We start from the raw sequence: 26,894 nt of genomic DNA, 5'->3' as shown, positions 1-26,894 counted from the left end.
GTGTCGCATTTTCATTCACACGGCATGCTTACATTTTCATGACGATGCCGACGAGCCTGCCGGTGACCGAAAAACAAAAAAGCCGCGCTCCTCGACGGACACGCGGCTCTTTTGAAGAGCGGGCAACCTAAACGAACGTTTAAATCGCGAACTGTTCGCGGTTCTTGCCGGCGATCCAGCGCGGCGGCTTGCCACGACCCGACCACGTCGCGCCCGTTTCCGGATCGCGGTACTTTGCCGCCACGCCTGCGCGCGGACGACCGACCTTGCCGGCCTTCGCGCGGCTGAGACCGAGTTCGGCGAGCGAAAAGCCGTAGTCGGCAATTTTCTGCTTCACGTCATTCAGTACTTCAGCGTATTCACGCGACTTCGCTTCTTCGATTTGCTTCTCCAGCTTCTCCCGCTGGGCCAGCAGGTCCTTGTAAGAAGACATAGTTTCCCTTTCTATCTGACCAATGGCGCCGGTCTGCAGCCAGCTCACCATTCCATGAAATATATGTGCCTCGGATTTTCGAAGGCAGAGATTAGCACAAAAAAGATTTGATAGAAGCGAGATTCACGAAAATCCCGAGACCCATTGTAATTCGCACATGTCATTTTGACCGGCCGCGGCCTTTTCTCAAATTTTCACGCTCCTACATAGAGATTAGGACATTAGCGATTGGCTATTAGGTCTATCAACATACGCAATTACCCTGCATTCGAAAAAATCAAAGCTTTCATCGGACGACAGTTTTGCGAAAACCACATGACGCGGTTTGCTAAACGGACAAATCGCTGACCCGCGACGTCACGTCACATCCTTCGCGCAGGCGATCAGCCGCTCGCGCAATGCACCGGTATCGGCCGACGGCGACTCGAACGGCGTGCGCACCCGGCGGCCGTCGCATCGCCAGTCGGCGCCATGGCAATCGACGCCGAGCAGGTCGAGCCCGGCGCGGTGTGCGTCGCCCGCCTCGTAGGCGTGCCACAGCGCCTGTTCGTCGTCGAACGCGAGCGGCGGCAGCGTATCGAGCTGCGTGCCGTCGACCCAGCCCATTCGCCCGAACCCGCCGATATAGCGCAGCCGCTCGATCTCGAGCGCCCAGAACGCGAAATCGCCGAGCGCGAGATAGCGCGCGGCGTCCGGCTCGTAGCGCAGGTAGCGCGCGGTGACGTGCGGATCGTCGCCGAGCGGCACGAACCGGCCCAGCAGCGTCGCGCGCTCGGCGTTCAGGACATCGCCGTCGCTCGCGTCGACGACGAGGAAACCCGCGCGCGGATCGGCGACGAGATTGCGTGTGTGCTCGGCCAGGCCGCTCACCAGGATCACCGGCCGATGGCTTGCATCGGGTGCAAACGGCACGACGGTCGGATACGGAAAGCCCTGCGGCTCGCGCGTATGGGTGGCGAGCGTGCCGAGCGCGCAGCGATGCAGCAGATGCAGGGCGAAGGCGGGATCGATGTTCAAGCGGACTCCTGCGGTCGAAAGGCGGCGCGTCGGGCATGCCGCATGCGCGTTGATGTTACCCGCTGGCGCCCCGCGCCGCGCATCGGCCGAACGGCCAGCGCGCGGCAGGAACGTAAGCGGTTCGATAGAATCGGACCCATCCGACGGGCGCCGCGTGCGCCCGTGCATTTTCCTGACGAGCCTTCCCGTGTCCCAATCCTCCTCCCCCGAATCGTCGTCCCCGTTCGCCACGCCGCCCGACGCGCATCGCGTCCTGCCGCTGCCGGCCCGTCAGCGTGCGCGCACCGCGTCGATGGCGCTGTTCTTCGTCGCCGGCATGATGTACGCGTCGTGGGGCGTGCACGTGCCGACCGTGCGCGACAAGTTCGCGCTGAGCCCCGGGCTGCTGTCGATCGCGCTGTTCGCGGTCGCCGGCGGGTCGATCGTCGCGATGCTGAGCATCGCGCGCTGGATCGCGCGCGTCGGCTCGCGCACCGCGTGCCTCGCCGGCGGGCTCGTGATGTCCGCGTGCGCGGCGCTGATCCTCGTCGTGCCCGACTACTGGATGCTGCTCGCGGTGCTCGCGCTGTTCGGCTTCTCGATGGCGACGCTCGACGTCGCGATGAATGCCGAGGCCAGCGCGGTCGAAATCGCGCTCGGCAAACCGATCATGTCGTCGCTGCACGGGATGTTCAGCATCGGCGGGATGGCCGGCGCTGCGGCCGGCGGCGCGCTGCTGTCGGCCGGCATGGCGCCGGCCGCGCATCTCGCGCTCGCGGCAGCGGTGGGGGCCGCGGTGCTCGTGGCCGCGAGCCCGGCCGTGCTGCCGCACGTGCCGCATCACGAACAGGCGCACGGCGGCGGCAACCGCTGGCGCTCGCCCGCGTTGTGGATGCTCGGCGGCATCGCGCTGATCGCGCTGATCGCCGAAGGCGCGATGTACGACTGGGCGACGGTCTACATGCGTGACGTGGTCGCGGCGAGCCCCGCGCTCGCGAGTGCCGCGTATGCGGCATTCTCGGGCGGGATGGCCATCGCGCGCTTCGCGGGCGACGCCGTGCGCGCCCGCTTCGGCGCGCCGCAGCTCGTGTTCGCGAGCGCGTCGCTCGCCTGCGCGGGGATGATCGGCGCGCTGCTGCTGCCGTATTCGGCCGCGGTGCTGACCGGTTTCACGCTGATGGGCCTCGGGCTGGCCAACATGATGCCCGTGCTGTTCGCGGCTGCCGCGCGCGTGAAAGGCATCCACGCGGCCGAAGGGCTCGCGCACGTGGCCGGGCTCGCGTATTTCGGACTGCTGTTCGGTCCGGTCGCGATCGGCGCAGTCGCGCAGGCGTCGAACCTGACGGTCGGCCTGTCGGTCGTCGCGCTGTGCGCGGCGCTCGTCGCACTCGTCGCGCCGAAGGTGCTCGCGCACCTGAAGATCTGACGGCGCGGCGGCGCGCGCCGGCGCACAAAAGAAAGCGCGCATGCGTTGCCGCATGCGCGCTTTCACCCTCCTGTCGACCGCTTGTCGATCGCGCGTCGCGTTACATCTTCACTTCGTCGAGCAGCGACTTCTTGCCGCTCTTGTAGTTGTACAGCGAGATCACGCCGTGCTGCAGGTCGCCCTTCGAGTCGAAGGTCGTCGTGCCGATCACGCCCGTGTACTTCGTCGCCGGCATCGCCGCGAGGATCTTGTCCGGGTCCGTCGAGTTCGCGCGCTTCATCGCGTCGGCGATGATGTACACGGCGTCATACGTGAACGGTGCATAGATCTGGATCGGCTGGCCGAAGCGCTTCTCGTACTTCGCCTTGAACGCGTTGCCGCCCGGCATCTTCTCGAGCGAAGCGCCGGCTTCCGAGCACACGATGTTGTCGGTCGCGTCGCCGGCCAGGTCGGCCAGCTTTTCCGTGCACACGCCGTCGCCCGCGAAGATCTTCGCGCGCAGGCCGAGCTGCTTCGCCTGTTTCGCGAACGGGCCGCCGGTGGCGTCCATGCCGCCGTACATGATCGCGTCCGGGTTTTCGCCCTTGATCTTGGTCAGAATCGCGCGGAAGTCGACCGCCTTGTCGTTCGTCGCGTCATGCGACATCACCTTCAGGCCGAGCGCCTTCGCCTTCTTCTCGAACTCGTTCGCGAGACCCTGGCCGTACGCGGTCGAATCGTCGACCACCGCCACGCTCTTGATGCCCTTCGAGTGCGCGTAGTTCGCCAGTGCCGGGCCCTGCTGCGCATCGGTCGCCACCACGCGGTACGTGGTCTTGAAGCCTTGCTGCGTGTACGCCGGGTTGGTGGCCGACGGCGAGATCTGCACGATGCCCGCATCGCTGTAGATCTTCGAGGCCGGGATCGACGTACCCGAGTTCAGGTGGCCGACCACCGCGACGACCTTGTCGTCGACGAGCTTCTGCGCAACCTGCGTCGCCTGCCGCGGGTCGGCGGCGTCATCCTGCGGGTCGAGCTGCAGCGTGATCTTCTGGCCGCCGATCGTGAGGCCCTTCGCGTTGATCTCCTCGACTGCGAGACGTGCACCGTTTTCGTTGTCCTTGCCCAGGTGTGCAATGCCGCCCGTCAACGGCGCGACGTGGCCGATCTTGACGACTTGATCGGCGGACGCGTTGCTTGCAGCTGCAGCGCACAGCATCGCTGCCGCGGTGATCGGCAACAGCTTTTGCATCTTGATATTCATGTAAGTCTCCAGTTCGGTCCCAAAAAACGCCATCGCCCGGTGCCCCGCTGCCATCCCCGTGTTTCAATCACTGGACGATTCGCCGGTTGCATCGTTCATGCACTTGGCCTCAAGCACGTGAAAACAGCCGCTTTTAGCGGCCGCCCGCTCGTACTTGCGCGCAAGTGTAGGTGATCAAATTAATTTGTGGGACTTTTTTAGGATAGTGGTAACACTACCGATATGCGCGCTTTGGAGGGATGACTCGAATGGCGCTGCAAGCCCCGACGGATAAGGGTTTCCGCTAGTTCCAGCACACTGCGGAAAGGTCGTTTCAATCGATTCGTGCGGGCATTTCGATTCGGTATTTTGTGCCCGCGATCATTGAATGAAACGCGCGTGACAGCACGCGCGTTTCGTCGTCCGATATCCATCGTTCCAGCGGTTGAAGCAGCGTTCAGGCAGCCGATGCGCGCCACTCCGCGTCGAGCGCGGCGACCAGTTGCGACGTCGTCAACGCATCGCCGCGCCGCCGCGCGAGCGGCGCGCCCTGCCCGGCCCACAGCGACAGGTAGTCGCCGTCGTTCGCGCGCGCGGCGGCCTGGCGCAACGGCTGGGTCAGCGCGTTCTGCACCGGATACGGCGGGACGTCGGCCACGTGCTCGCCGAGCCGCGCCATCAGCGTATTGCGCAGCCCGCGTGCATGACGGCCGGTGATCGCGCGCGTGACCTGCGTCGACGTATCGGCGCTCGCGAGCAGGCGTGCCTTCCAGTCCGCGGCGATCGCACTTTCCGCGCACGTGAGGAACGCGGTGCCGAGCTGTGCGCCCTGCGCGCCGAGCGCCAGTGCGGCCGCGATGCCGCGGCCGTCCATGATGCCGCCCGCGGCCAGCACGGGCAGGCCGGTCGCGTCGACGAGCTGCGGGACGAGCGCGAACGTGCCGATCAGCGCGTCCTCGGCGGAACCGATGAAGGTGCCGCGATGGCCGCCGGCCTCGGCGCCCTGCGCGGAGATCGCATCGGCGCCGGCCGCCTGCCACGCGAGCCCTTCGGCGACGTGCGTCGCGGTGCCGATCACATACGTGCCGGCGGCTTTCAGGCGGGCGACGTCGACCGCGTCGAGCACGCCGAACGTGAAGCTCGCGACCGGCACGCGCAGCGCGACGAGCGCATCGAGCTGCGCGCGGAAATCGGGCGCGTAGCGCGCGGGCGCCGTGCCCGGCGGCAGGCCGAGCGCGGCGTTCAGCGGGTCGATCGCCGCGAGTGCGCGCGCGACGGTCGCCGCGTCCGGCGCGGCGTCCTCGGGCAACACGAACAGGTTGATCGCGAACGGGCGATCGGTCGCCGCGCGGATCGCGGCGACTTCGGCTTCGATACGCTCAGGCGCGAGCGCGCCGGCGCCGAAGCTGCCGAGCGCACCGGCATTCGATGCGGCGGCGGCCATCGCGGTCGTGGTCGCGCCGACCATCGGCGCCTGCACGAGCGGCAGACGCAGGCCGAAGCGTTCGGAAAAGGGCGTGGAAAACGAGCGGGCGGACATGGCGAATCCTTCGATGACGATGCGCGAAAGCGCTTTGTAAAGGCCGACACATCGACTCTATCGAAGCGGCGCGGCGCCGAAAAATGAATAATCGAGATCGAAACGATCGCTGCGCGAGAAGCGCCCGCGTGCACTGCAGCACCGAACGATTGGTGGCACACTAGGCCGCCTTCTTTTCACCCCGGGGCGCCTCGCGCACCCCGCACGCCAGGAGTTCAGAACGTGACTGCCCAATGGATCGACATCCCGACCGGTAACGACAGCTTCGGCGGCTATCTCGCACTGCCCAAGCGCGGCAAGGGCCCTGCCGTCATCATCATCCAGGAGATCTTCGGCGTGAACGCGCACATCCGTGCGGTCGCCGACCAGTACGCGGCCGACGGCTTCGTCGCGCTCGCGCCCGACGTGTTCTGGCGCACGCAGCCGCGCGTCGAGCTGACCTACGAAGGCGCGGATCGCGACAAGGGCATCGAGCTGATGAAAAAGACCGACGTGGGTCTCGCGGTCGCGGACATCGGCGCGGCGGCCGACGCGTTGCGCGCCCGCCCCGAAGTAGCCGGCAAGCTCGCCGCGATCGGCTACTGCTTCGGCGGCCAGCTCGCGTACCGCGCGGCCGCGACCGGCAAGCTCGACGCGGCGGTGTCCTATTACGGCGGCGGCATCCAGAACGCGCTCGACCTCGCCGGCCAGGTCACGCAGCCGATCCTGTTCCACTACGCGGAAAACGACCACGGCATTCCGCTCACCGCCGTCGACCAGGTGAAGGCCGCGTTCGCCGGCCACGGCGATGCGTCGTTCCACGTGTACCCGGGCGCCGAGCACGGCTTCAACTGCACGGACCGCGCGTCGTACAACCAGCGCGCCGCAGCGCTCGCGCATGGCCGCACGCTGACCTTCCTCGCCGAGCATCTCTAAAAAGGCCCGGCCGCGGGCCCGCCACGCCGGGCTCGCGTTATGCTCGCACCATCGCCACGAGTCACAACGGGGGTGACCGCGATGCACTCGGACTATCTCGCGCATGACGCAATCGGCCTCGCCGCGCTCGTGCGCGACCGCCAGGCCAGCCCGCGCGAACTGCTCGACGCCGCGATCGGCCAGGCCGAAGCGGTCAACGGCGCGATCAACGCGATCGTGCTGCAGGATTACGAAGCCGCGCGGGAACGTGCGGCGGGCGTGCCCGAACCGGGCGCCGATGCGCCGTTCGCGGGCGTGCCGTATCTCGTCAAGGATCTCGGCGCGGCGGTCGCCGGGCTGCCGCTGTCGATGGGCAGCCGGCACTACCGCTACTTCGTGCCGGCCGACGATTCGCCGGTGATCGCGCGCAGCCGCGCGGCGGGCCTGAACGTATTCGGCAAGACCAACACGTCCGAGATCGGCCAGATGCCGTACACCGAACCGGCACTGTTCGGCGCGTGCCGCAACCCGTGGAATCTCGATCACACGCCCGGCGGTTCGAGCGGCGGCGCGGCGGCGGCCGTCGCGGCCGGCATCGTGCCGCTCGCGCATGCGTCCGACGGCGGCGGCTCGATCCGCATTCCGGCATCGTGCTGCGGGCTGTTCGGCCTGAAGCCGAGCCGCAACCCGGTGCTGGTCGACCTGCCGTCGAACGGCGAACTCGTCGTCCAGCACGCGGTGTCGCGCAGCGTGCGCGACAGTGCGCTGCTGCTCGACGTGACGACCGGCCAGACACTGCCGCCCGGCGCGCCCGGCACCTTTCTCGGCGCGCTCGATACGCCGCCCGGCCCGCTACGGATCGGCCTCGTCGTCGATCCGATGCTCGCGCCGGCGCTCGCCGACGACACGCGCGCGGCGCTCGACGACGCGGCCGCGCTGCTCGAATCGCTCGGCCATCACGTCGAACCGGCGACGCTGCAGATCGACTATGCGCGCGCGGCCGAAACCTTCCTCACGCTGTGGGCGACGATCGCCGAGGACATGGTGCTCGGCGCGCGCGAACTGACCGGCCGCACGCCGCGGCGCGGCGAATTCGAGGCCGCGACCTGGGCGATGGCCGTGGTCGGCCGGCGGCTCGCGCGCACGCGCCTGCCCGACGTGCTCGAATGGCAACGCCAGCTCACCGTGCAGGTCGCCGGTCTCGTGTCGCGTTACGACGCGATCCTGTGCGCCTCGCTCGCGGGGCCGCCGGTGAAGATCGGCGAACTGCAGCCGACGCCGTTCGAATCCGCGCAGATGAAGCTGGTCGCCGCGTTGCCGGTGAAGCCGCTGCTGAAGGAGATGCTCGCGAAGTCGTCGGAGAAGGCGTTCGCGTGGGCCGGCTGCACCGAGCTGTTCAACCTGACCGGCCAGCCGGCGATGTCGGTGCCGCTGTACTGGAACGCGCGCGGGCTGCCGATCGGCGTGCAGTTCGCCGCGCGCCACGCGGACGAAGCGTTGCTGCTTCGACTCGCGCGGCAGCTCGAACAGGCGCGGCCGTGGTTCGACCGCCGCCCGCCGCTGATGCAGGCGCAGCGCTGATTCAGCGGCTTTCGCCACGCGGCATGCGCGGCGCTTCACGATAAAAAAGCCCCGCCGGCGCAAACCGGCGGGGCTTTCACGCATGCAATTGCGTGACGACGCTTACATCGCGAGCCGTTCGCAGATCGTCCGCGTGGCGGTCGCCGCGTTCAGCGTGTAGAAATGCAGCCCCGGCACGCCCGCGTCGATCAGGCGCTGGCACAGGCTCGTGACGACGTCCGCGCCGAACGCGCGGATCGACTCGCGATCGTCGCCGAAGCTCTCGAGCCGGCGCGCGACCCAGCGCGGCACTTCGGCGCCGCACATCTCGGAGAAGCGCATCAGCTGCGAGAAGTTCGTGATCGGCATGATGCCCGGCACGATCGGCACGTCCACCCCCAGCTTGCGCGCATCGTCGACGAAGCGGAAATACGCGTCCGCGTTGAAGAAGTACTGCGTGATCGCGGAATTCGCGCCGGCTTTCACCTTGCGCGCGAAATTCTCGAGATCGGCCTTCGGCGAGCGCGATTGCGGGTGGTACTCCGGATAGCCGGCAACCTCGATGTGGAACCAGTCGCCATGCTCGGCGCGGATGAAGCTGACGAGCTCGGACGCGTAGCGCAGCTCGCCGACCTCGCCCATCCCAGACGGCAGGTCGCCGCGCAGCGCGACGATGTGCCGGATGCCGTGCGAGCGGTACTGGTCGAGGATCGCGCGCAGGCTGTCGCGCGACGAGCCGATGCATGACAGGTGCGGCGCGGCCTCGAGGCCGTCCTTCTGCATGTCGAGCACGGTATCGAGCGTGCCCTGCTGCGTCGAGCCGCCGGCGCCGAACGTCACGGAGACGAATTTCGGCTTCAGCGGCAGCAGCTGCGCGCGCGTGGCGCGCAGCTTTTCGACGCCGTCCGCCGTCTTCGGCGGGAAGAATTCAAACGAGAGTTCGATCGGTTTCATGATTCGATGGGGTTGGGCCTGCGCCCGCCGGCCCTCAGCCGATGTCGCGCTGGCCGAAGATCAGGGCGGACAGCAGCCACGACACGATGCTGTACAGGATCGAACCGAAGAACGCGGACCAGAACCCCGACACCTCGAAGCCCTTCAGCAGCGACGACGCGAACCAGAAGCACAGCGCGTTCACGACGAGGATGAACACCCCGAGCGTGACGATCGTGACGGGCAGCGTCAGCAGGATCAGCACCGGCCGGATCACCGTGTTGATCAGCCCGAGCACGACCGCGATGATCAGCGCGGTGCCGAAGCTCTTGATGTGGATCGACGGCACGAGGTACGTGATGATCAGCAGCGCCAGCGCGTTGATGACCCAGGTGAGGATGACGCTCATGGAGGGCTCCGGTTCGGTTGTCGATCGGTACGATCGGTGAGCGCCGCCGCGCCGTGCGCCCGCAACGGGCGCGCGGCGCGGCGGCAGCGCATCAGTACATCAGTAGCGGTAGTGGTTCGGCTTGAACGGGCCGTCCTTCTGCACGCCGATGTACGAAGCCTGCTCGTCCGACAGCACCGACAGGTTCGCGCCGATGCGCGCCAGGTGCAGGCGCGCGACCTTTTCATCGAGATGCTTCGGCAGCACGTACACCTTGTTCTCGTACTGCTCGCCGCGCGTGAACAGTTCGATCTGCGCGAGCGTCTGGTTCGCGAACGAGTTCGACATCACGAACGACGGGTGGCCGGTCGCGCAGCCGAGGTTCACGAGGCGGCCTTCGGCCAGCAGGATCACGCGCTTGCCGTCCGGGAAGATGATGTGGTCGACCTGCGGCTTGATGTTTTCCCACTGGTACTGGCGCGTCGACGCAACGTCGATTTCCGAGTCGAAGTGACCGATGTTGCAGACGATCGCGTTGTGGCGCATCGCCTTCATGTGATCGTGGTTGATCACGTGGTAGTTGCCGGTCGCCGTCACGAAGATGTCGGCCTTGTCGGCCGCGTATTCCATCGTCACGACGCGGTAGCCTTCCATCGCCGCCTGCAGCGCGCAGATCGGATCGATTTCGGTGACCCACACGGTCGCGCCCAGGCCGCGCAGCGACTGCGCGCAGCCCTTGCCCACGTCGCCGTAGCCCGCGACGACCGCGACCTTGCCCGCGATCATCACGTCGGTCGCGCGCTTGATGCCGTCGACGAGCGATTCACGGCAGCCGTACAGGTTGTCGAACTTCGACTTCGTGACCGAATCGTTCACGTTGAACGCCGGGAACGGCAGGCGGCCGTCCTTTTCCATCTGGTACAGGCGGTGCACGCCGGTCGTGGTCTCTTCGGTCACGCCCTTGATGTGCGCGAGGCGCTTCGAGTACCAGTTCGCGTCGACGTCGAGGTGCGCCGCGATCGACTTGTACAGCGCGACTTCTTCCTCGTTGGTCGGCTTCGCGATCACCGAACGGTCCTTCTCGGCCTTCGAGCCGAGGATCAGCAGCAGCGTTGCGTCGCCGCCGTCGTCCAGGATCATGTTCGCGAATTCGCCGTTCGGCCATTCGAAGATGCGGTGCGAGAACTCCCAGTACTCGTCGAGCGATTCGCCCTTGAACGCGAACACCGGCGTGCCGGCTTCGACGATCGCGGCGGCCGCGTGATCCTGGGTCGAGAAGATGTTGCACGATGCCCAGCGAACGTCCGCGCCGAGCGCCTTCAGCGTCTCGATCAGCACGCCCGTCTGGATCGTCATGTGCAGCGAACCGGCGATGCGCGCGCCCTTCAGCGGCTGCTGTGCCTTGTATTCGTCGCGGATCTGCACGAGGCCCGGCATTTCGGTCTCGGCGATGTTGAGTTCCTTGCGGCCCCAGCCGGCCAGCGCCATGTCGGCGACGACGTAATCGTGGGAAGCCTTGGAATCGATAATGGCGTTCATCACGCCCTCCTTTCTAAAAAGTTTCTAGATTGGTGACGTGAGCGCCGTTCAGGAAGCGGGGCCGGCGCGAAAAAATCGCCGCACGGCTGCTTGGTGAAGCTCTCCGAGCCTGGCGGACACGGATGGTCCGTCGCAACGCTCCTCGGAAAACGGAGGGGATTGTAGCAAATCGGCGCGCGAAATGCGCAAGGACGACGCGTAGGCGCGCGACGCGCGCGGCGCCGGCGCGCGCGGCCGTCGGCAAAGGGTCGGGACTTCTTCGGGTCAGGACTCCGCGCCGACCCACGCCTGCTCGCGCAGCCGCGCGCGCAGGCGTGCGACGGCCTGACTGTGCAGCTGGCACACGCGCGATTCGCTCACTTCGAGCACCGCGCCGATCTCGCGCAGATTCAGACCCCGTTCGTAGTACAGCGACATCAGCAGCTTCTCGCGCTCCGGCAGCCGCTCGATCGCCTCGACGAGCGCCTCGCGCAGGTGGTCGTCGAGCAGCGCCGACAACGGATCGGCGTGATCGACGCGATAGCGGTCGAGGAACGGCTCGTCATCGGCCGCGCGGTCGAAATCCTCGTAATAGATGAGCTGGCTGCCGTGCAGGTCCTGCAGCATCCCCTGGTATTCGTCGAGCGGCATGTTCAGGTGCTGCGCGATCTCGGTCTCGCTCGCCGAGCGGCCGAGGTGCTGCTCGACCTGGTGCACCGCGTGCTCGACCTCGCGCGACGTCTTGCGCAGGCTGCGCGGCAGCCAGTCGTTGCTGCGCAGCTCGTCGAGCATCGCGCCGCGGATGCGCTGCGTCGCGTAGGTCTCGAACTGCGCGCCCTGGTCTTCCTTGTAGCGGCCGGCCGCGTCCATCAGGCCGATCATGCCGGCCTGGATCAGGTCGTCGAGATCGACGCTCGCCGGCATCTTCGCGACGAGCTGCAGCCCGAGGCGGCGCACGAGCGGCGCGTATTGCGCGAGCACGTCGGCCTGGGACATCTTTCCTTGAGCGTTGTACATCGTGGCTCTCTCCTTCGGGTGGCGCTCACGCGGCGTGTGCCGCGCCCGCCTCATACGACGGCTTGCCGCCGGCGTGGACTGCGCGGCCCGCACCCGAACGCGGGCGCATCGGCCAGTACAACAGGTCGGCGGCAATCTGCCGGTAATCGCGCGCGGCGGGCGACGACGGGAACGCGTCGACCACCGCATGCATCAGTTCGCGGGCGTGCTCGACGAGCGGATCGGCGCTCACGCAGCCCGCATCGGCGATCGATACGGTCAGGTAGCGGCTCGCGACGCCCGCGAGGTTGTCGAAGGCCGTCTTCGCGTCCGCGTGGCTGCCGACCTGATTGGTCAGCACGCGGAACTGCGCGAACGCGTGCGCGAAATGCAGCCGCTTCATGCACGCGTACGCCTCGGTGATCGCCTGCGCGGCGACCCGCGTGACGACCAGCACGTCGTGCGCTTCGCGCGCGAGCGCCGAGAACGACCCGTCGGCGCCGAGCTGCGCGTCGACGAGGACGATGTCGGCCGGGCCGTCGATGAAGTCGCTCAGTTGCGCGTCGCTGTAGCCGGCGCGCGCGAGCCGCGCGGCGCCGCACAGGCCGAAGCCGGCCGCCACCCGCGTGCGTTCGCCGTCGCGCAGCCACGCGCCGGCGAGCGTCGCGCTGGCCGAATGCACGTCGGCGCGCTCGTCGACGACGAGCACGTCCTTGCCGAGCGACGCGAGCGCCGCCGCGAGATTCACCACGGTGGACGTGCAGCCGACGCCCGCCGGCCCACCCGTCACCGCGACGATGCGCGACGCGCGCCCGGCGAGCAGGCGCCGCAGCCCTTCGGCCTGATCGATGATCCGTTTATCCAAATCGCACCTCGTGCAGCTCGGCGGTGGAACGTGCGGTCAGTGCGGAAAGCAGCGTCGGCATGTCCTCGTCTTGCGGCACGAAGGGCGAGCCGTCGCGCGGCACACAGAACGCGCTCTTCAGCAGGAATTTGGTCGACGCGACGTACAGGTTCTCCGGCACCTTCTGGCCGGTCGACACGTAGTGGACCGGCAGCTTGTAGCGGATCACCGTGTCGAGCACGCCGCCGAGGTGGGTCGCCTCGTCGAGCTTCGTGAGGATGCAGCCGGCCAGGTCAGGATGCTCGCCCGCGCTGCGGTATGCCTGCACGACTTCGTTCAGCGTGTCGCCGTGGCTCGTCGCGTTGAGCAGCAGCAGGCGCTGCACCGGCGCGTTCGCGCCGTGCAGCATCGCGATCTGGTCGGACACCGCGCGGTCGCGCTGGCTCATGCCGATCGTGTCGATCAGCACGATGTGCTTGTTGCGCAGCTCGGACAGCGCGAGCGCGAGATCGCCCGCATCCTTCACCGCATGCACCGGCACGCCGAGGATCTTGCCGAAGATGCGCAGTTGCTCGTGGCCGCCGATCCGGTAGCTGTCGGTGGTCAGCAGCGCGACCTTGCTCGCGCCGAAGCGCATCACGCAGCGCGCGGCCAGCTTCGCGGTGGTGGTCGTCTTGCCGACGCCCGTCGGCCCCATCAGCGCGAACACGCCGCCGCGCTCCATCAGCGCGTCCTCGCTGTCGAGCACCGGCAGGTTCGACGCGAGCACCGACTGCGCCCATTCGGCGGCCTGCTCGAAGGTCTGCGCGTCGTCGCCGGACGGCAGGTTGTCGACCAGCATCCGCACCAGTTGCGCGGAGAAGCCGGCCGCGAACAGATGCTTCGTCAGCGCGCCGTGAACGGCGCTGCGACGCTGGCGGTCGTGCCACATCAGGCTGTCGAACTGCTCTTGCATCATCCCGCGCAGCTCGCCCAGCTCCTGCATCACGGTGTCGTTGACGATCCGCTCGATGCGCGACTTCACCGCGTCGGCCACCGCGGCGGCCGCGTCGGACGACAGGCGCGTGCGTTCGGCCGTCTTGGCGGCGTACGCGGCGCCCGTGTCGGGGGCGCGCCGCGCGGCGGCCGGCGCGCCGGCGGGCGGCATCCGGCGTTCTGCGTCGCGCACGATGTCGCGTGCCCAGTCGGGCGGCGTCGCGCTGGCTGCGGGCTGCGGCGCACTCGCCTGCGGCTCGGCAGGCGCCTGCGCTCGGGCGATCAGCGCGTCGCGCTGCTGCGTGAGGCGCTTCGCGTGCTCGACCAGCCACGGTGCGGGTTCGGAAGTGGCGGCCGGCGATCCGGCGGCCGGTGCTGCGATCGACGGCGCTGCCGCCGCGGGCGCATCGGCCTCGATCGACGAACGATGCGCATCCGCCTCTTGCGCGTCGGCGCTCGCGCCGAACACGGACGAGAACACGTCCGGCAGCCCGCCTTCGCCCGCCGCATACGGATTGACGGCCGGGCGCGGTGCGATGCCGGGGCGCGACACGATGCCCGGCACGGCGGCGGCCGGCACGGATTCCGGCACGCGCGACGGGGCGAGGCGCGGACGCGCGGCCGGCGGCGCCACCGCGGCGAGATCCGAATCGGCGAGTGCAACGATTTCGACACTGCCGTCATCGAGCGTGCGGTTCGACAGCACGACCGCGTCGGCGCCGAGCGCCTCGCGCACGAGACGAAGTGCGTCGCGGCTCGTTGCGCCGGTGAATTTGCGAATGTTCAAGCGGAACCCCCGATGACGTTAACGACTTTGATCGTGCGTGTGTCCGGCACTTCGGCATACGACAGCACTTTCAATTGCGGCAGGCTGCGGCGCAGGAAGCGCGCGAGCATCGCGCGCAGCGCGTGCTGCACCAGCAGCACCGGCGGCAGCCCGAGATTCTGTTGACGCAGCATCGCTTGCTGCGTGCCGGTCAGAAGGTTGTGCGCGAGGCCGGGCTCGAGGCCCGGGTTCGCGCCGGTGGCGAGTGCCTGCGACAGCACGCGCTCCAGGTTCGCGTCGAGGCCCATCACCTGCATTTCGCCGTTGCCCGGATACCACTGCTGCGTGATCGCGCGGCCGAGCGAGAGCCGCACCGCGGCCGTGATCTCGAACGCGTCGCCGCGGCCCGCATGCTCGGACACGGCCTCGAGGATCGTGCGCATGTCGCGGATCGGCACGCCTTCCTCGAGCAGGTTCTGCAGCACTTTCTGCAGCGTGGTGAGCGAGATCGTCTTCGGCACGAGGTCCTCGACGAGCGACGGCGCGTCCTTGCCGGTGCGCTCGACGAGCGCCTGCACTTCCTGGCGGCCGAGCAGCTCGGCCGCGTGCTGGACGACGAGATGGTTCAGGTGCGTCGCGACCACCGTGCTCGCGTCGACCACCGTGTAGCCGTACACCTGCGCCTGCTCGCGCAGCGCGACGTCGATCCACACGGCCGGCAGCCCGAACGCGGGGTCCTGCGTGACGGCGCCCGGCAGCGCGGCCGTCACCTGGCCCGGGTTGATCGCGAGCCACTGGCCCGGGAACACTTCGCCCGCGCCGATCTCGACGCCCTTCAGCGCGATCCGGTACGCGTTCGGCCGCAGTTCGAGGTTGTCGCGGATATGGATCACCGGCGGCAGGAAGCCGATTTCCTGCGCGAATTTCTTGCGGATGCTCTTGATGCGCTTGAGCAGCTCGCCGTCGCTGTTCTTGTCGACCAGCGGGATCAGCCGGTAGCCGACTTCGAGGCCGAGCGGGTCGATCAGCTGCACGTCGTCCCAGGTCGCTTCGTGGCTGTCGGCCGGCAGCACCGCGGGCGGTGCGATGTCGGTCACGTCGCCGGCCGCCTTGCGCGCCGCCGCACGCTTGGTCTGGGTGCGCGCCAGCCAGATCGCGCCGCCGCCGAGCGCGAGGAACGCGAAGTGCGGCATCCCCGGGATCAGCCCCATCAGCACGATGATCGCGCCGGTGATGTTCAGCACGCGCGGGTTCGTGAACAGCTGGCCGGTGATCTGCGTACCGATGTCCTCGTCGGTCGCGACGCGCGACACGATCACGCCGGCCGCGGTCGAGATCACGAGCGACGGGATCTGCGCGACGAGGCCGTCGCCGATCGTCAGCAGCGTGTAGTTGGTGCCGGCCGCGGCGAAGCTCATGTCGTGCTGCACCATCCCGACGATCAGCCCGCCGATCACGTTGATCGCCATGATGATCAGGCCGGCGATCGCGTCGCCGCGCACGAACTTCGACGCGCCGTCCATCGACCCGTAGAACTCGGCTTCCTGCGACACGGCGAGGCGGCGCTTGCGGGCCTGTTCCTCGTTGATGAGGCCGGCGTTCAGATCGGCGTCGATCGCCATCTGCTTGCCGGGCATCGCGTCGAGCGTGAAGCGCGCGGACACTTCGGCGATCCGCCCCGCCCCCTTCGTGATCACCATGAAGTTGATGATCATCAGGATCACGAACACGACGATGCCGACCGCGAAGTTGCCGCCCACGAGGAAGTGGCCGAACGCCTCGATCACCTGCCCGGCCGCGTCGGGCCCGGTGTGGCCTTCGAGCAGCACGACGCGGGTCGACGCGACGTTCAGCGACAGGCGCAGGAGCGTCGAGAACAGCAGCACGCTCGGGAACGCCGCGAAATCGAGCGGCTTCATCGTGTACATGCTGACGAGCAGCACCATCACGGACAGCGCGATGTTGAACGTGAACAGCAGATCCAGCAGCATCGGCGGCAGCGGCAGGATCATCATCCCCAGGATCATGCAGATGAGGATCGGGCCCGCGAGCGCGCGCAGGTTCGTGCCTGCCAGCACGTTCGGGCGCTTCGCGAACAGGCCGGTGGTCGGGGTGCTCATGCTGCGTTCCCTTGCTTGCCGAGGGTGTCTTCGGCTTCTTCACGCTCGTCGTCGGCGGCGACCGACGTGCCCTTGTCGAGTTCGGCCGGCACGTCGAGATCGACCGGCATCGCCGGGAACGCGCCGCCTTCCGAACGGAAGCGCTTGAGCTGGTAGACCCACGCGAGCACTTCCGCGACCGCCGAGTACAGCGAACCGGGGATCTCGCGCTCGAGTTCGACGTTGTGATATAGCGCACGCGCGAGCGGCGGCGCTTCGAGCAGCGGCACGTTGTGCTCGGCCGCGAGCTCGCGGATGCGCGCGGCGACGAGGTTCACGCCCTTCGCGACGACCTTCGGCGCACGCATCTCGCCATCCGTGTATTGCAGCGCGACCGCGAAGTGCGTCGGGTTCGTGACGACCACGTCGGCCTTCGGCACGGCCGCCATCATCCGGCGGCGGGCGATCGCGCGCTGCTGCTGGCGAATCCGCCCCTTCACGTGCGGATCGCCTTCGTTCTCGCGATGCTCGCGCTTCACTTCTTCCTTCGTCATGCGCAGCTTCTTGTTGTACTGCCAGAGTTGGTAAGGCACGTCGAGCCCGGCGACGACCAGCATCCCGGCGACCGTCGTGCCGCAGCACACGGCGACCAGATGCAGCGCATCGGGCAGCGCGACGCCGAGCGGCTGGGTCGCGAGGCCGAGCAGTTCGTCCTTGCTGCGCCAGATCGCGATGCCGCCGATCCCGCCGACGACCAGCGTCTTCGCGATCGACATCCCGAGCTGGATCGGCCCCTGGATCGAGAAGATCCGGCCGAGGCCCGAGATCGGGTTCAGGCGGTCGAACTTCAGCTCGAACGTCTTTTGCGAAATCAGCCAGCCGCCGAGCGCCATCGGCGCGAGCAGCGCGGCGACGCCGGTCAGCGCAAGAAGCGGCAGCAACGCGGCGAAGCCTTCGAGGCTCGCGCTGCCGGCCGCCGACAGCATCCGGCGGGTGTCGAACGCGGTCGCGCGATCGAACGTGAACGCGCCGCGCAGCATCGCCTGCAGATGCCCACCCGACGGGCCCGCGAGCAGCCATGCGCCGTAGAACCCCGCCGCGAGCAGTGCGAACGAAGCCAGTTCGCGCGAACGCGCGACCTGCCCCTCCTCGCGCGCCTTCTCGCGGCGCCTGGGAGTGGCGGCTTCGGTCTTGTCGAGATCGCTCTCGTCTGCCACGGGGCCTCCAGTCGGGTACGGCGGAATGCCGCTTTCCAGTGACACCGATTATTCATGGAGGCGTCAAATGCCGATCGGTCGAGCAAAGCCGGGAAAGGGGGTATTTCGGAGAATCGGGCGAGCCGCCGCGAACGCGGCCGGAGCGGGGGCGGAACGCCGCGCGGCGCGGCGGGAAAACGGGCCGGCCGGCGCGTCGGCGAAGCGGCGGCCGCCAGCGGAACGGCGTCGGCGCGATGCGGGGGAACGGTGCACCAACGGCCGGGAAAGGCGGGAAATCGGCCCCGACGCAACGATGTCGTGCGTCGGGACGAAACGGCCGGCTGACGGCCTTGGGCGGCCCGACCGACCGAAGCGGCCTCGGGCCTGTTCACGCCGACAACGGGCTTGCGCTGGCCCTAGCCGGCCGCCGCCCGCTGCAGCGCGCCGAGATCGAGCTTCTTCATCGTCATCACCTGCGCCATCACGCGCTCGGCGCGGGCCGGGTCGCCGGTCATCAGCTCGGCCATCTGCACGGGCACGACCTGCCACGACACGCCGAAGCGGTCGCGCAGCCAGCCGCATTGCTGCGCGCGCTCGTCGCCGCCTTCGGACAGGCGCGCCCAGTAATGGTCGATCTCGGCCTGGTCGCGGCAGTTGACGACGAACGACACGGCCGGCGTCATCTGGAACACGGGACCGCCGTTCAGCGCGACGAACGCCTGCCCGTCGAGCTCGAACGCCACCGTCATCACCGCGCCCTCGGCGTTGCCGGACGCGTGCGCGCCGGCCTTGCCGTAGCGCGCGACGTGCACGATGCGCGCGTTGTCGAACACCGATACGTAGAAACCGGCCGCCGCCTCGGCGTCGCGGTCGAACCACAGGAACGGCGTGATGCGCTGGATACGCGGGTTCATGGCGCTGTCTCCTCGATGTCGTGCCGGCACCGGTGCCGGTGCCGGTCTTACATCGTAGACGCTATGCCGGCGCGTGACAGCGCGCCGGTCCGTAGCCTCGCGCCCGCCGAGAGCGAAAAAAAGGGGGCGATCGCTCGCCCCTCGTTCCCGGCCGCGTGCCGCGTCAGAACGCGACGAACGGCTGCGGGCCGCCGCTCGCGGTCTTGTCCATCCCGAAGTAGATCGTCTTGCCGTAGAAGTGCGGCATGCCGATGTCGAGCCAGCTGGACGAGCCGAACGGGCCCGCGATGTCGTTGAACGCGAACGTGGACGAGTTCGAGAACAGCGCATCGGCGTTGGCGACCGGCATCGACACGGTACCCGACGCGCCGTTCTGGCCGCTCAGCGTGGCCGAATAGGTGGTCGTCGCCGATGGGCAGTAGAACTCCGTATTCCTCGAACAGACCGTCTGCGCCGAATCGTTGAAGAAATACGCGTTGGAGCCGGTATCGAAGAACGCGGTCACGCTGCGCCCCTGGAACGTCGCGCTGACGTCGCCGGTCGTGGTCGACGTCATCACCGTCTTGCCGCTCAGGTTCGGCAGGCCGAACGTCAGCGTGCCGGTCGCGCTTGCCTGCCCGTTGTCGGAGATGGCCGGCATCTGCACGCTCACCCCGTCGTTGTTCGCGAACCGATGCACCGGGTTCGCCACCTGCTGCGCCAGCGGCACGAGCGCGACCGTGCAGCGCGCGTTGTCGCCGTTCGGGCACGCGTAGTAGTTGTTGCTCGTCGACGTCGACGTGGCGCAGGTCGTGCCGCAGTCGTACGGCGCCGGCCCGATGCCGAGGATCCCGTTCGCGCCGAGCGCGCCGGTCGAGTTGGCCGACGCGCCGCCGTTCGTGCATGAACTCGGTACGTTGGCCGTGCCGAGGTCGCCGATGATCTGCACGGGCAGCGAGCTCGCCTGCTCGGTGCCGATCGACAGGTCGACGGTGCGCACCGAGCCCCACGTGTAGCTCGACACGAACTTGCCGCATTCGGCGACCGGCGCGCCGCCGCTCGTCACCTGCGGCAGGCTGTCGTGCACGCCCGCCACCGCGCTGCCTACGAGCCGCAGCCCGTAGGACGCGGTATCGACGAGCACGTTGTTGACGATCTGGCAGTTCGACGTGCCCGGCACGCAGATCTTCAGGCTGATGGTCGGGATGTTGATCACGTTCGCGGCGCCGGCGCCGACCGTGACGACGGCCGTGTTGCCGCTGTTGCCGTCGGACCCGCCCGAGCCGTTGCCGCCCGTATTGCCGGCATTGCCGCCGTTGCCCGAACCGCCGCCGCCATCGCCGCCGCCGCATGCCGTCACGAGCACGGCCGTCGCGGCCAGGAGGCCCAGCACGCCGAGCCAGCGCTTGAATGTACGAGGAATGCTCAAGATCGCTCTCCCGCTGTCACTGGATATCGGTGCCGGCCACGCCGGCGGGCAGCGCCGACGGCAGCCACGCCTGGCCGGAGAAGGCGCCCATGTGGCCGCCCGTCCGGATCACGAGGCCGCTCGTCTCGACCGCCACCGGCGCGCGCCAGCCGCGCGCCCGGTGCGCCGCCTGGACGCCGGCGGTGTACTGCGGGAAATAGCTGCCGAGCAGCGACGCGAGATCCGGCATCGTCGGCCCGCGCCACGCGAGGCCGAACACGCTGCCGGCGGCCGACGTGTATTCGTGGATGACGGTGCCCGATCCGAGCGTGATCTCGCGGACGGTATAGGCGGCCGTGCTGGCCTGCGCGCCGTCCGCCGAGCGCATGGCGCGCTGCAGCGCGCGCACGGTGGCGGCCTGATCGTCCGCCGGCGGCGACATCGGCGCGCCGCCCAGTTCCGCATGTGCGTGGACGGCCCACAGCACACCCATTGCAGCCGTCGCGTGCGCGACGGTCCAGCCCAAGCGTTTCAGCTTCACGTTCCCCCCAAGGGACTGGCTTCGTTGCCGACGGCGCCGCCGTCGGCACGCGCCGCCTGCCAACTTATGAATCTTACGAATGAGACGCTACGTTGCTGCTGACGCGTAGTATGCCTGCGGAGTGTGGCGAAGTGTCAATTCGACGCAGGATGACACCGCGCCGCGCAAGCGCGGCGGGCGGGAGAACGAGGCGGGAAAGGGGAATGCGCGCATCGGCGGCCCCGCGGGACGCGGCGCCCGGCAACCGGGCGCGCGGATGCGCCGCGGCAGGATCAGAAGCCGAGGCTCGCGAGCAGGTCGTCGACCTGCCCCTGGTCCTGAACGACGTCGGATTTGCCTTCCGGCGCGATCTGCGGGCCGTTCAGCAGCGATTCGGGGCTGCCGGTCGCGCTCATCTGCTCGGCCGCCAGCGCGGCCGCGGTGGCGGCGAACTGCTCGCGCCGCTCCGGCGCGATGTTCTCGACGAGCACGGTGAGGAGCTGCTGCTCGATCAGGTAGACCATGTCCATGATCTTCTTGATCACCTGCCCGGTCAGGTCCTGGAAATCCTGCGCGAGCATGATCTCGAGCAGTTGCGCGCGGGTCGCCGACGTCGACTCGGGCAGCGTGCGCAGGAACGTGCGCGTATCGTCCATCAGCTCGCGCACTTCCGCGTGCTCGATCGGCGCGGCATACCACTGCGCCCAGCGCGCGTCGAGCGCCTCGGCTTCGTTCTGGATGCGCTCCTGCACCGGCTTCGCGATCTCGATCGCATTCAGCACGCGCTCGGCGGCCTGTTCGGTCATCGTCGCGACGTAGCGCAGCCGGTCGCGCGCATCGGGCACGGCTTCCGCCGCGCGCTCGACATGCTTGTCGAGCCCGAGCTCGCGCATCGAATCGCGCAGCGTGCGCGTGACGTGGCCGATGCGCGCAAGGATCCGGTCGCTCGCGTAATCGGCGCCTTCGGCATGGCCGTCGGCGTTGATCGCCGCGCCGGCGAGCGCCGCATGGATCGGCTCGTTCACGTTCAGCTCCCGGCCTTGGCCATCTTGTCGATGATCTTGTTCAGCTTCTCGTCGAGCGTCGCGGCCGTGAACGGTTTCACGACGTAGCCGCTCGCGCCGGCCTGGGCGGCCGCGATGATGTTCTCCTTCTTCGACTCGGCCGTGACCATCAGCACCGGCAGGTGCGTGAGCGTCGCGTCCGCGCGGATTTCCTTCAGCATCGCGAGGCCGTCGAGGTTCGGCATGTTCCAGTCCGAGATCACGAAGTCGAAGCCGCCGCCGCGCAGCCGCGCGAGGCCCGCCGCGCCGTCTTCCGCCTCATCGACGTTCGTGTAGCCCAGTTCCTTGAGCAGGTTGCGGACGATCCGGCGCATCGTCGGGAAATCGTCCACCACCAGGATTTTCATGCTCTTGTCCATCGTCGTTCCTTTCCAGATTCGTTTCCGTCGAGGCGCGTATCGTGGCACGCGCCCCGTGACATTCCATTCACACGCGCTGCACGCGGTCGCCCATCGTCGCCAGGCGCGCCATCACGCGGCGGCTCATGTCGGCGAGCGGCGCGACCTCGTCCGCGCCGCCGAGCGCGATCGCCTCGCGCGGCATCCCGAACACGATACAGCTCGCTTCGTCCTGCGCGAACGTGTGAGCGCCCGCGCGTTTCATTTCCAGCAGGCCGGCCGCGCCGTCGCGGCCCATCCCGGTGAGGATCACGCCGATCGCGTTCTTGCCCGCGTGCGTCGCCGCCGAGCGGAACAGCACGTCGACCGACGGGCGGTGCCGGTTCACCGGCGGCTCGTCCGACAGTTGCGCAATATAGTTCGCGCCGCTTCTCGCGAGCAACAGGTGCGCATGGCCCGGCGCGATGTACGCATGGCCCGGCAGCACGCGTTCGCCGTGCTCGGCTTCCTTCACCGCGATCCGGCACAGGCCGTTCAGCCGCTGCGCGAACGATTTCGTGAAGCCGGGCGGCATGTGCTGCGCGATCAGCACGGCCGGCGCATCCGGCGGCAGCGGCGTCAGCACTTCGCGGATCGCCTCGGTGCCGCCCGTCGACGCGCCGATGATGATCAGCTTCTCGGTACTGACGAGCGGGTTGTTGATCATCGGCGCGGCCGCGGCGCTGTCCGCTGAGCGCGCGGCGGCCTGCGGCTGCGGCGCCTGGCGCACACGCGCGCGCGACGCCGCGCGGATCTTGTCGGCGAGCTTTTCCGCGTAGTCGAGCATCCCGTCGCGAATCCCGACGCGCGGCTTCGTGACGAAATCCACCGCGCCGAGTTCGAGCGCGCGCAGCGTGATTTCCGAGCCGCGCTCGGTCAGCGACGACACCATCACGACCGGCATCGGCCGCAGGCGCATCAGCTTCTCGAGGAAGTCGAGCCCGTCCATGCGCGGCATTTCGACGTCGAGCGTGAGCACGTCGGGATTGTGCTGCTTGATGAGCTCGCGCGCGACGAGCGGATCGGGCGCGGTCGCGACCACCGTCATGTCGGGCTGGCTGTTGATGATCTCGGTCATCAGGCTGCGGATCAGCGCCGAATCGTCGACGCACAACACTTTGATCTTCTGCACTGCGGTCAGGCCTCCTGCTTTCTGGATAGGTTCGCGGCGTACGGGCTCCCGGCCGAGGGGCTCCCGTTGCCCGGCGCCGTGCCGCGCCCGCCGAACAGCTCGATGCGCGGGCGCGCCGGTTGCGGCGCGGCAGGCCGCTTCGCGGCGAACAGCTCGACCTGCGCGCGGGTCCGTGCGGCGCGGAGGCGATCGGCCTCGCGCGCGAGCGCGGCTTCGCGCTCGGTCACGCCCGGCACCTGCAGCCGCAGCTTCTTCACCATCGCGCGCCCGCTGTGCGGCATGAACGCGACCTTGCGCGGATGCACGCCCTGCAGGTCTTCCGCGGTGATGCGGATGCGCTCCAGCGCGAGATAGCGGCGCACGAAATCCGCGTTGCGATCGCCGATGTTGATCGTCGTCATCCCGGCCAGCACGGCCGCGCCGCCGAACACCTTCGCCTCGAAGCGCTCGCGGCGCCCGCCGGCCTTGATCAGCTCGTTGATCAGCACTTCCATCGCATACGCGCCGTAGCGCATCGATTCCGACGCGGCCGCGCCCGGATCGGCACCGTCGTCCGGCAGCATGAAGTGATTCATCCCGCCGATGCCCGCATACGGGTCGTGCAGGCACGCGGCGACGCACGAGCCGAGCACGGTCATCAGCACCATGTCCTCGGCGGTCGTGTAGAACTCGTTCGGCAACAGCTTCACGCCGGGGCGCTCGAAGTGGTTGTCGAAGTAGCGATTGGTCGCGATCGGCAGGGCGCTCATCCGCGCTCTCCATAGGCCGGCGCGCTCGTCGGTGCGCCGCGCGGCCGCGCGCCCTGCGCGGCGTCGCGCGTCAGTTCATACACCGTCTGCCCGCGCAGCCGGAACGCCTGCGTCACGTACGTGAAGTTCTCCGAATGGCCGGCGAACAGCAGGCCGCCCGGCTTCACGAGCGGCTCGAAGCGCGACAGCACCTGCCCCTGCGTCGGCTTGTCGAAATAGATCATCACGTTGCGGCAGAAGATCGCGTCGAACGGCTTCGCGATCCCGTAGTCGGCATCGGTCAGGTTCAACTGCTCGAAACGGATCATCGCGCGCAGCTCGGGGCGCACCTTCACGCGGCCGGCCTGCGCGCCCGTGCCCTTCAGGAAGAAGCGCTTGAGCCGCTCCGGCGACAGGTGCTTGACCTGGTCGTACGTATAGATGCCGGCTTCGGCCTTCGCGAGCACCTGCGTGTCGAGATCGGTCGCGAGGATCGATGCGTTGCGCGCGGCCGTGTCGCCGAGCGCCTCGATCAGCGTGATCGCAATCGAGTAAGGCTCCTCGCCGGTCGACGCCGCCGAGCACCAGACCGACACCGGCGCCGGCCGCGATTTCACGAATTCCGACAGGATCGGGAAATGGTGCGACTCGCGGAAAAACGCGGTCAGGTTGGTCGTCAGCGCGTTGGTGAACGCTTCCCACTCGAGCGGATCGTCTTCCTGCTCGAGCAGGTCTAGGTAGTCGCGGAACGTGTCGAGGCCGCGCGCCCGCAGCCGTCGCGCGAGACGGCTGTAGGCCATGTCGCGCTTGTGCTCGGACAGCGAGATGCCCGCGCGTTGATGGATCAGCGCGCGGATGCGTGCGAAATCCGCGCCGGTGAACGCGAAGTCGCGCCCCGGCTCGCCCGCGCGAGGCGAGGCATCCGGTGCATCGGGTCGAAACGGCGCGCGCGCGTGCGACATGGCTTAGAAGGTCTCCCAGTCGTCGTCCGACGCGCCGGCGGCTGCCAGCGCCGGCTTCTCGCCGTTCAGCGCCGGGCGCACGAGCGCGGGCTTCGCGGCCGGCTTGTCCGCCGCGGCAGCCGTCTTCGCGAGACGCGGGCCGTAGCCGCCCGCGGCGGTACCGCCACGGGCAGCCGGTGCGTCCTTCTGCGTGCGCGCGGCCGCATCGGCCGCACGCTTCGGTTCGGCGGCCGCTGCCGCGGCGCCTGCGGCTGCGGCTGCGGCTGCGGGGGCAGCGGCACGCGATGCCGGCGCGCCGCGCCGTGCGGCCGGTTGAGCCGCGGCCGGCGCCGGCAGCGCGGCGAGCGGCGCGTCGTGGCGCGCTTCCGACGGCAGCGCCGCCGGTTCGTGGGCCACCGGCCGCACGACGCCGCGTGCCGGCGCGAGCGCGATGCCGCCCGCGACGCGCCAGCCCGACACGATCGCCTTCATCTGGCGCGTCTGCTCCTCGAGCGACGCGGCCGCGGCGGCGGCCTGCTCGACGAGCGCCGCGTTCTGCTGCGTGACCGCATCCATCTGGCCGACCGCACGGTTGACCTGCTCGATGCCGGTCGACTGCTCGTCGGAGGCCGCGCTGATCTCGCCCATGATGTCGGTCACGCGGCGCACCGCCTGCACGATCTCGTCCATCGTCGCGCCGGCGCGCGCGACGAGCGCCGACCCGCTGTCGACCTTCTCGGCCGAATCGCCGATCAGTTGCTTGATTTCCTTCGCGGCGCTCGCGCTGCGCTGCGCGAGCGAGCGCACCTCGCCCGCGACCACCGCGAAGCCGCGGCCCTGCTCGCCGGCCCGCGCCGCTTCGACGGCCGCGTTCAGCGCGAGGATGTTGGTCTGGAACGCGATGCCCTCGATCGTGCCGATGATGTCGACGACCTTGCCCGAGCTCGCCGCGATGTCCTGCATCGTCGACACGACCTGGCCGACCACGTCGCCGCCCTGCGTCGCGATGTCCGACGCGTTCACCGCGAGCTGGCTCGCCTGCCGCGCGTTTTCCGCGTTCTGCCGCACGGTGCCCGTCAGTTGCTCCATGCTCGACGCGGTTTCCTGCAGCGAGGCAGCCTGCTCCTCGGTGCGCTGCGACAGGTCGATGTTGCCGGTCGCGATCTCGCGCGCGCCGACGTCGATCGATTCGGTGCCGCGATGCACGGCCTGCACCATCGTCGTGACGGCGTCCTGCATCCGCTTGATGCCGCCGAACAGGCGGCCGATCTCGTTCGTGCTGAACACGCTCACCGGTTGCGTGAGATCGCCGCCGGCGATGCGCTCGAAGTGCGCGATCGCGTCCTCGATCGGCTGGACGATCAGCCCGCGCAGGACGAAGCGGATCGCGATCACGACGACGAACGCGAGCGCGATGCCGGCCGCGATCAGCGCGATCATCATCGAGATCTGCGACTGCGTCGCGGCCTGGCGTTCTTCCGCGCGCTTTTGCAGCGCGGCGATCACGGCCGCCGCCGTCTGGTCGAACGCGACGAACATCGGGCTGATCTTCGCGTCGGCGATCGCGTGGTACGCGGCCATGTCGCCCGCGCGCGCCGCGGCGAATTCCGGTTCGACGCCTTCCTTCATGATCGTCGTGTAACGCGCGGTGAGCTCGTCGACGAGCGCCTGCTCGACGCCGAGCTTCGGCGTCGACTGGAACGTCTGCCAGTTCTGGTTCGACTTCGCATACAGCTCCTGCGCGCGGTCGAGCACCTTCGCCGCGTCGGCCGCATTGCCGGCTTCGGTCAGCGTACGAAAGCGATCGAGCGCGACGCGCGAGCGCAACAGGTACGCGGCCGTGTCGTCCAGCGTGTGGATCGCCGGCAGGTCGACGTGCGCGATCTCGTCGAGCGAACGGCTCGCGTGATTCAGCGCGTAGAGGCCGAGCCCGCCGACCGCGGCGGCCAGGCACACGAGGATGAGTCCGACCGCCGTGAGCGTCGTGCGGATCGACCAGTTATGCAACATTGCAGATTCTCCCGAAATTGCTGCGCGCGCGGCGC

24 protein-coding genes and 1 riboswitch are annotated in these 26,894 nt (G+C 68.7%); of the genes, 3 read left to right on the top strand and 21 right to left on the bottom strand.

Going from position 1 to position 26,894, the window contains the following annotated elements:
- Positions 1–139: 139 nt before the first annotated feature.
- Both SY91_RS03490 and SY91_RS03485 read right to left on the bottom strand, forming a co-directional pair.
- Positions 140–433, bottom strand: a complete 294-nt coding sequence (locus SY91_RS03490) for an H-NS family nucleoid-associated regulatory protein (RefSeq protein ID WP_006491875.1) — start codon at positions 431–433, stop codon at positions 140–142.
- 357 nt (positions 434–790) lie between these two features.
- Positions 791–1,450, bottom strand: coding sequence for a HugZ family protein (locus SY91_RS03485; RefSeq protein WP_124476709.1), 660 nt, complete (start codon positions 1,448–1,450; stop codon positions 791–793).
- Positions 1,451–1,637: 187 nt separating this feature from the next.
- On the opposite strand from SY91_RS03485, the gene SY91_RS03480 reads away from it, so the two are divergent.
- Positions 1,638–2,855 (top strand): MFS transporter, encoded by a 1,218-nt coding sequence (locus tag SY91_RS03480; protein ID WP_124476710.1) that lies wholly within the window; start codon positions 1,638–1,640, stop codon positions 2,853–2,855.
- A 100-nt stretch (positions 2,856–2,955) separates the two neighbouring features.
- Here SY91_RS03480 and SY91_RS03475 read toward each other — a convergent pair whose 3' ends face one another.
- Together SY91_RS03475 and SY91_RS03470 are read right to left on the bottom strand one after the other, a co-directional pair.
- Positions 2,956–4,098: a branched-chain amino acid ABC transporter substrate-binding protein gene (locus SY91_RS03475; protein WP_012327715.1), complete on the bottom strand. Its 1,143-nt coding sequence runs from the start codon at positions 4,096–4,098 to the stop codon at positions 2,956–2,958.
- Between the two features lie 436 nt (positions 4,099–4,534).
- On the bottom strand, positions 4,535–5,617 hold the full coding sequence (locus SY91_RS03470; protein ID WP_185921072.1) for a nitronate monooxygenase family protein: 1,083 nt from the start codon (positions 5,615–5,617) through the stop codon (positions 4,535–4,537).
- A gap of 222 nt (positions 5,618–5,839) precedes the next feature.
- Here SY91_RS03470 and SY91_RS03465 point away from each other — a divergent pair, with 222 nt between their 5' ends.
- Positions 5,840–6,532, top strand: coding sequence for a dienelactone hydrolase family protein (locus SY91_RS03465; protein WP_011546698.1), 693 nt, complete (start codon positions 5,840–5,842; stop codon positions 6,530–6,532).
- Positions 6,533–6,613: 81 nt separating this feature from the next.
- Positions 6,614–8,092 (top strand): amidase, encoded by a 1,479-nt coding sequence (locus tag SY91_RS03460; RefSeq protein ID WP_124476785.1) that lies wholly within the window; start codon positions 6,614–6,616, stop codon positions 8,090–8,092.
- 102 nt (positions 8,093–8,194) lie between these two features.
- Here the strand turns inward: SY91_RS03460 and metF are convergent, their stop codons facing one another.
- The 17 genes from metF to SY91_RS03375 form a co-directional block, all read right to left on the bottom strand.
- Positions 8,195–9,025: a methylenetetrahydrofolate reductase [NAD(P)H] gene (gene metF / locus SY91_RS03455; RefSeq protein ID WP_124476712.1), complete on the bottom strand. Its 831-nt coding sequence runs from the start codon at positions 9,023–9,025 to the stop codon at positions 8,195–8,197.
- 34 nt (positions 9,026–9,059) lie between these two features.
- The gene (locus tag SY91_RS03450) at positions 9,060–9,413 is read right to left on the bottom strand and encodes a phage holin family protein (protein ID WP_006477367.1); all 354 of its coding nucleotides are present in this window, start codon (positions 9,411–9,413) and stop codon (positions 9,060–9,062) included.
- 99 nt (positions 9,414–9,512) lie between these two features.
- Positions 9,513–10,931, bottom strand: a complete 1,419-nt coding sequence (ahcY, locus tag SY91_RS03445; RefSeq protein ID WP_012327710.1) for an adenosylhomocysteinase — start codon at positions 10,929–10,931, stop codon at positions 9,513–9,515.
- A 32-nt stretch (positions 10,932–10,963) separates the two neighbouring features.
- Positions 10,964–11,081: riboswitch (S-adenosyl-L-homocysteine riboswitch) on the bottom strand.
- 114 nt (positions 11,082–11,195) lie between these two features.
- A complete protein-coding gene (locus SY91_RS03440; RefSeq protein WP_011546702.1) occupies positions 11,196–11,927 on the bottom strand; it encodes an RNA polymerase sigma factor FliA in 732 nt (243 codons plus the stop codon).
- 25 nt (positions 11,928–11,952) lie between these two features.
- Positions 11,953–12,771 carry a flagellar biosynthesis protein FlhG gene (locus SY91_RS03435; protein ID WP_011546703.1) on the bottom strand — a complete coding sequence of 273 codons (819 nt, stop codon included), beginning with the start codon at positions 12,769–12,771 and terminating at the stop codon, positions 11,953–11,955.
- Positions 12,764–14,512, bottom strand: coding sequence for a flagellar biosynthesis protein FlhF (flhF, locus tag SY91_RS03430; protein WP_185921071.1), 1,749 nt, complete (start codon positions 14,510–14,512; stop codon positions 12,764–12,766). Before flhF ends, SY91_RS03435 begins: the two co-directional genes overlap by 8 nt.
- Positions 14,509–16,611 carry a flagellar biosynthesis protein FlhA gene (gene flhA, locus SY91_RS03425; protein WP_006477362.1) on the bottom strand — a complete coding sequence of 701 codons (2,103 nt, stop codon included), beginning with the start codon at positions 16,609–16,611 and terminating at the stop codon, positions 14,509–14,511. The genes flhF and flhA overlap by 4 nt, the downstream gene beginning before the upstream one ends.
- Positions 16,608–17,807, bottom strand: coding sequence for a flagellar biosynthesis protein FlhB (gene flhB, locus SY91_RS03420; RefSeq protein ID WP_023477957.1), 1,200 nt, complete (start codon positions 17,805–17,807; stop codon positions 16,608–16,610). Before flhB ends, flhA begins: the two co-directional genes overlap by 4 nt.
- A 395-nt stretch (positions 17,808–18,202) precedes the next feature.
- Complete coding sequence (locus SY91_RS03415) at positions 18,203–18,700, bottom strand: VOC family protein (protein ID WP_011546706.1); 498 nt, start codon at positions 18,698–18,700, stop codon at positions 18,203–18,205.
- A gap of 163 nt (positions 18,701–18,863) precedes the next feature.
- Entirely contained in the window at positions 18,864–20,108 is a 1,245-nt protein-coding gene (locus SY91_RS03410) for a DUF3443 family protein (protein WP_023477956.1), read from the bottom strand.
- A gap of 16 nt (positions 20,109–20,124) precedes the next feature.
- Positions 20,125–20,628, bottom strand: coding sequence for a DUF2844 domain-containing protein (locus SY91_RS03405; protein ID WP_011546708.1), 504 nt, complete (start codon positions 20,626–20,628; stop codon positions 20,125–20,127).
- A gap of 272 nt (positions 20,629–20,900) precedes the next feature.
- On the bottom strand, positions 20,901–21,632 hold the full coding sequence (cheZ, locus tag SY91_RS03400; RefSeq protein WP_006477357.1) for a protein phosphatase CheZ: 732 nt from the start codon (positions 21,630–21,632) through the stop codon (positions 20,901–20,903).
- A gap of 2 nt (positions 21,633–21,634) precedes the next feature.
- Positions 21,635–22,030, bottom strand: a complete 396-nt coding sequence (gene cheY / locus SY91_RS03395; protein WP_006754880.1) for a chemotaxis response regulator CheY — start codon at positions 22,028–22,030, stop codon at positions 21,635–21,637.
- A gap of 67 nt (positions 22,031–22,097) precedes the next feature.
- Positions 22,098–23,189: a chemotaxis response regulator protein-glutamate methylesterase gene (locus SY91_RS03390; RefSeq protein WP_027810841.1), complete on the bottom strand. Its 1,092-nt coding sequence runs from the start codon at positions 23,187–23,189 to the stop codon at positions 22,098–22,100.
- Complete coding sequence (gene cheD / locus SY91_RS03385) at positions 23,186–23,929, bottom strand: chemoreceptor glutamine deamidase CheD (protein WP_023477954.1); 744 nt, start codon at positions 23,927–23,929, stop codon at positions 23,186–23,188. Before cheD ends, SY91_RS03390 begins: the two co-directional genes overlap by 4 nt.
- Positions 23,926–24,870 (bottom strand): CheR family methyltransferase, encoded by a 945-nt coding sequence (locus tag SY91_RS03380; protein ID WP_023477953.1) that lies wholly within the window; start codon positions 24,868–24,870, stop codon positions 23,926–23,928. Before SY91_RS03380 ends, cheD begins: the two co-directional genes overlap by 4 nt.
- Positions 24,871–24,873: 3 nt before the next feature.
- Positions 24,874–26,859, bottom strand: a complete 1,986-nt coding sequence (locus SY91_RS03375) for a methyl-accepting chemotaxis protein (protein ID WP_185921070.1) — start codon at positions 26,857–26,859, stop codon at positions 24,874–24,876.
- Positions 26,860–26,894: the final 35 nt, after the last annotated feature.

The sequence above is a fragment of the Burkholderia cenocepacia genome (genome assembly GCF_014211915.1).
Lineage (GTDB): Bacteria > Pseudomonadota > Gammaproteobacteria > Burkholderiales > Burkholderiaceae > Burkholderia > Burkholderia orbicola.
This window is presented reverse-complemented; position numbering and strand designations above follow the sequence as displayed.

Excerpts from the sequence above, each read along its gene's own strand:
- SY91_RS03415 (WP_011546706.1), bottom strand. The coding sequence starts at position 18,700 with ATGAACCCGCGTATCCAGCGCATCACGCCGTTCCTGTGGTTCGACCGC.
- ahcY (WP_012327710.1), bottom strand. The coding sequence starts at position 10,931 with ATGAACGCCATTATCGATTCCAAGGCTTCCCACGATTACGTCGTCGCC.
- SY91_RS03440 (WP_011546702.1), bottom strand. The coding sequence starts at position 11,927 with ATGTACAACGCTCAAGGAAAGATGTCCCAGGCCGACGTGCTCGCGCAA.
- SY91_RS03380 (WP_023477953.1), bottom strand. The coding sequence starts at position 24,870 with ATGTCGCACGCGCGCGCGCCGTTTCGACCCGATGCACCGGATGCCTCG.
- SY91_RS03490 (WP_006491875.1), bottom strand. The coding sequence starts at position 433 with ATGTCTTCTTACAAGGACCTGCTGGCCCAGCGGGAGAAGCTGGAGAAG.
- SY91_RS03475 (WP_012327715.1), bottom strand. The coding sequence starts at position 4,098 with ATGAATATCAAGATGCAAAAGCTGTTGCCGATCACCGCGGCAGCGATG.
- cheY (WP_006754880.1), bottom strand. The coding sequence starts at position 22,030 with ATGGACAAGAGCATGAAAATCCTGGTGGTGGACGATTTCCCGACGATG.
- SY91_RS03460 (WP_124476785.1), top strand. The coding sequence starts at position 6,614 with ATGCACTCGGACTATCTCGCGCATGACGCAATCGGCCTCGCCGCGCTC.
- flhA (WP_006477362.1), bottom strand. The coding sequence starts at position 16,611 with ATGAGCACCCCGACCACCGGCCTGTTCGCGAAGCGCCCGAACGTGCTG.
- SY91_RS03450 (WP_006477367.1), bottom strand. The coding sequence starts at position 9,413 with ATGAGCGTCATCCTCACCTGGGTCATCAACGCGCTGGCGCTGCTGATC.
- metF (WP_124476712.1), bottom strand. The coding sequence starts at position 9,025 with ATGAAACCGATCGAACTCTCGTTTGAATTCTTCCCGCCGAAGACGGCG.
- cheD (WP_023477954.1), bottom strand. The coding sequence starts at position 23,929 with ATGAGCGCCCTGCCGATCGCGACCAATCGCTACTTCGACAACCACTTC.
- SY91_RS03375 (WP_185921070.1), bottom strand. The coding sequence starts at position 26,859 with ATGTTGCATAACTGGTCGATCCGCACGACGCTCACGGCGGTCGGACTC.
- SY91_RS03470 (WP_185921072.1), bottom strand. The coding sequence starts at position 5,617 with ATGTCCGCCCGCTCGTTTTCCACGCCCTTTTCCGAACGCTTCGGCCTG.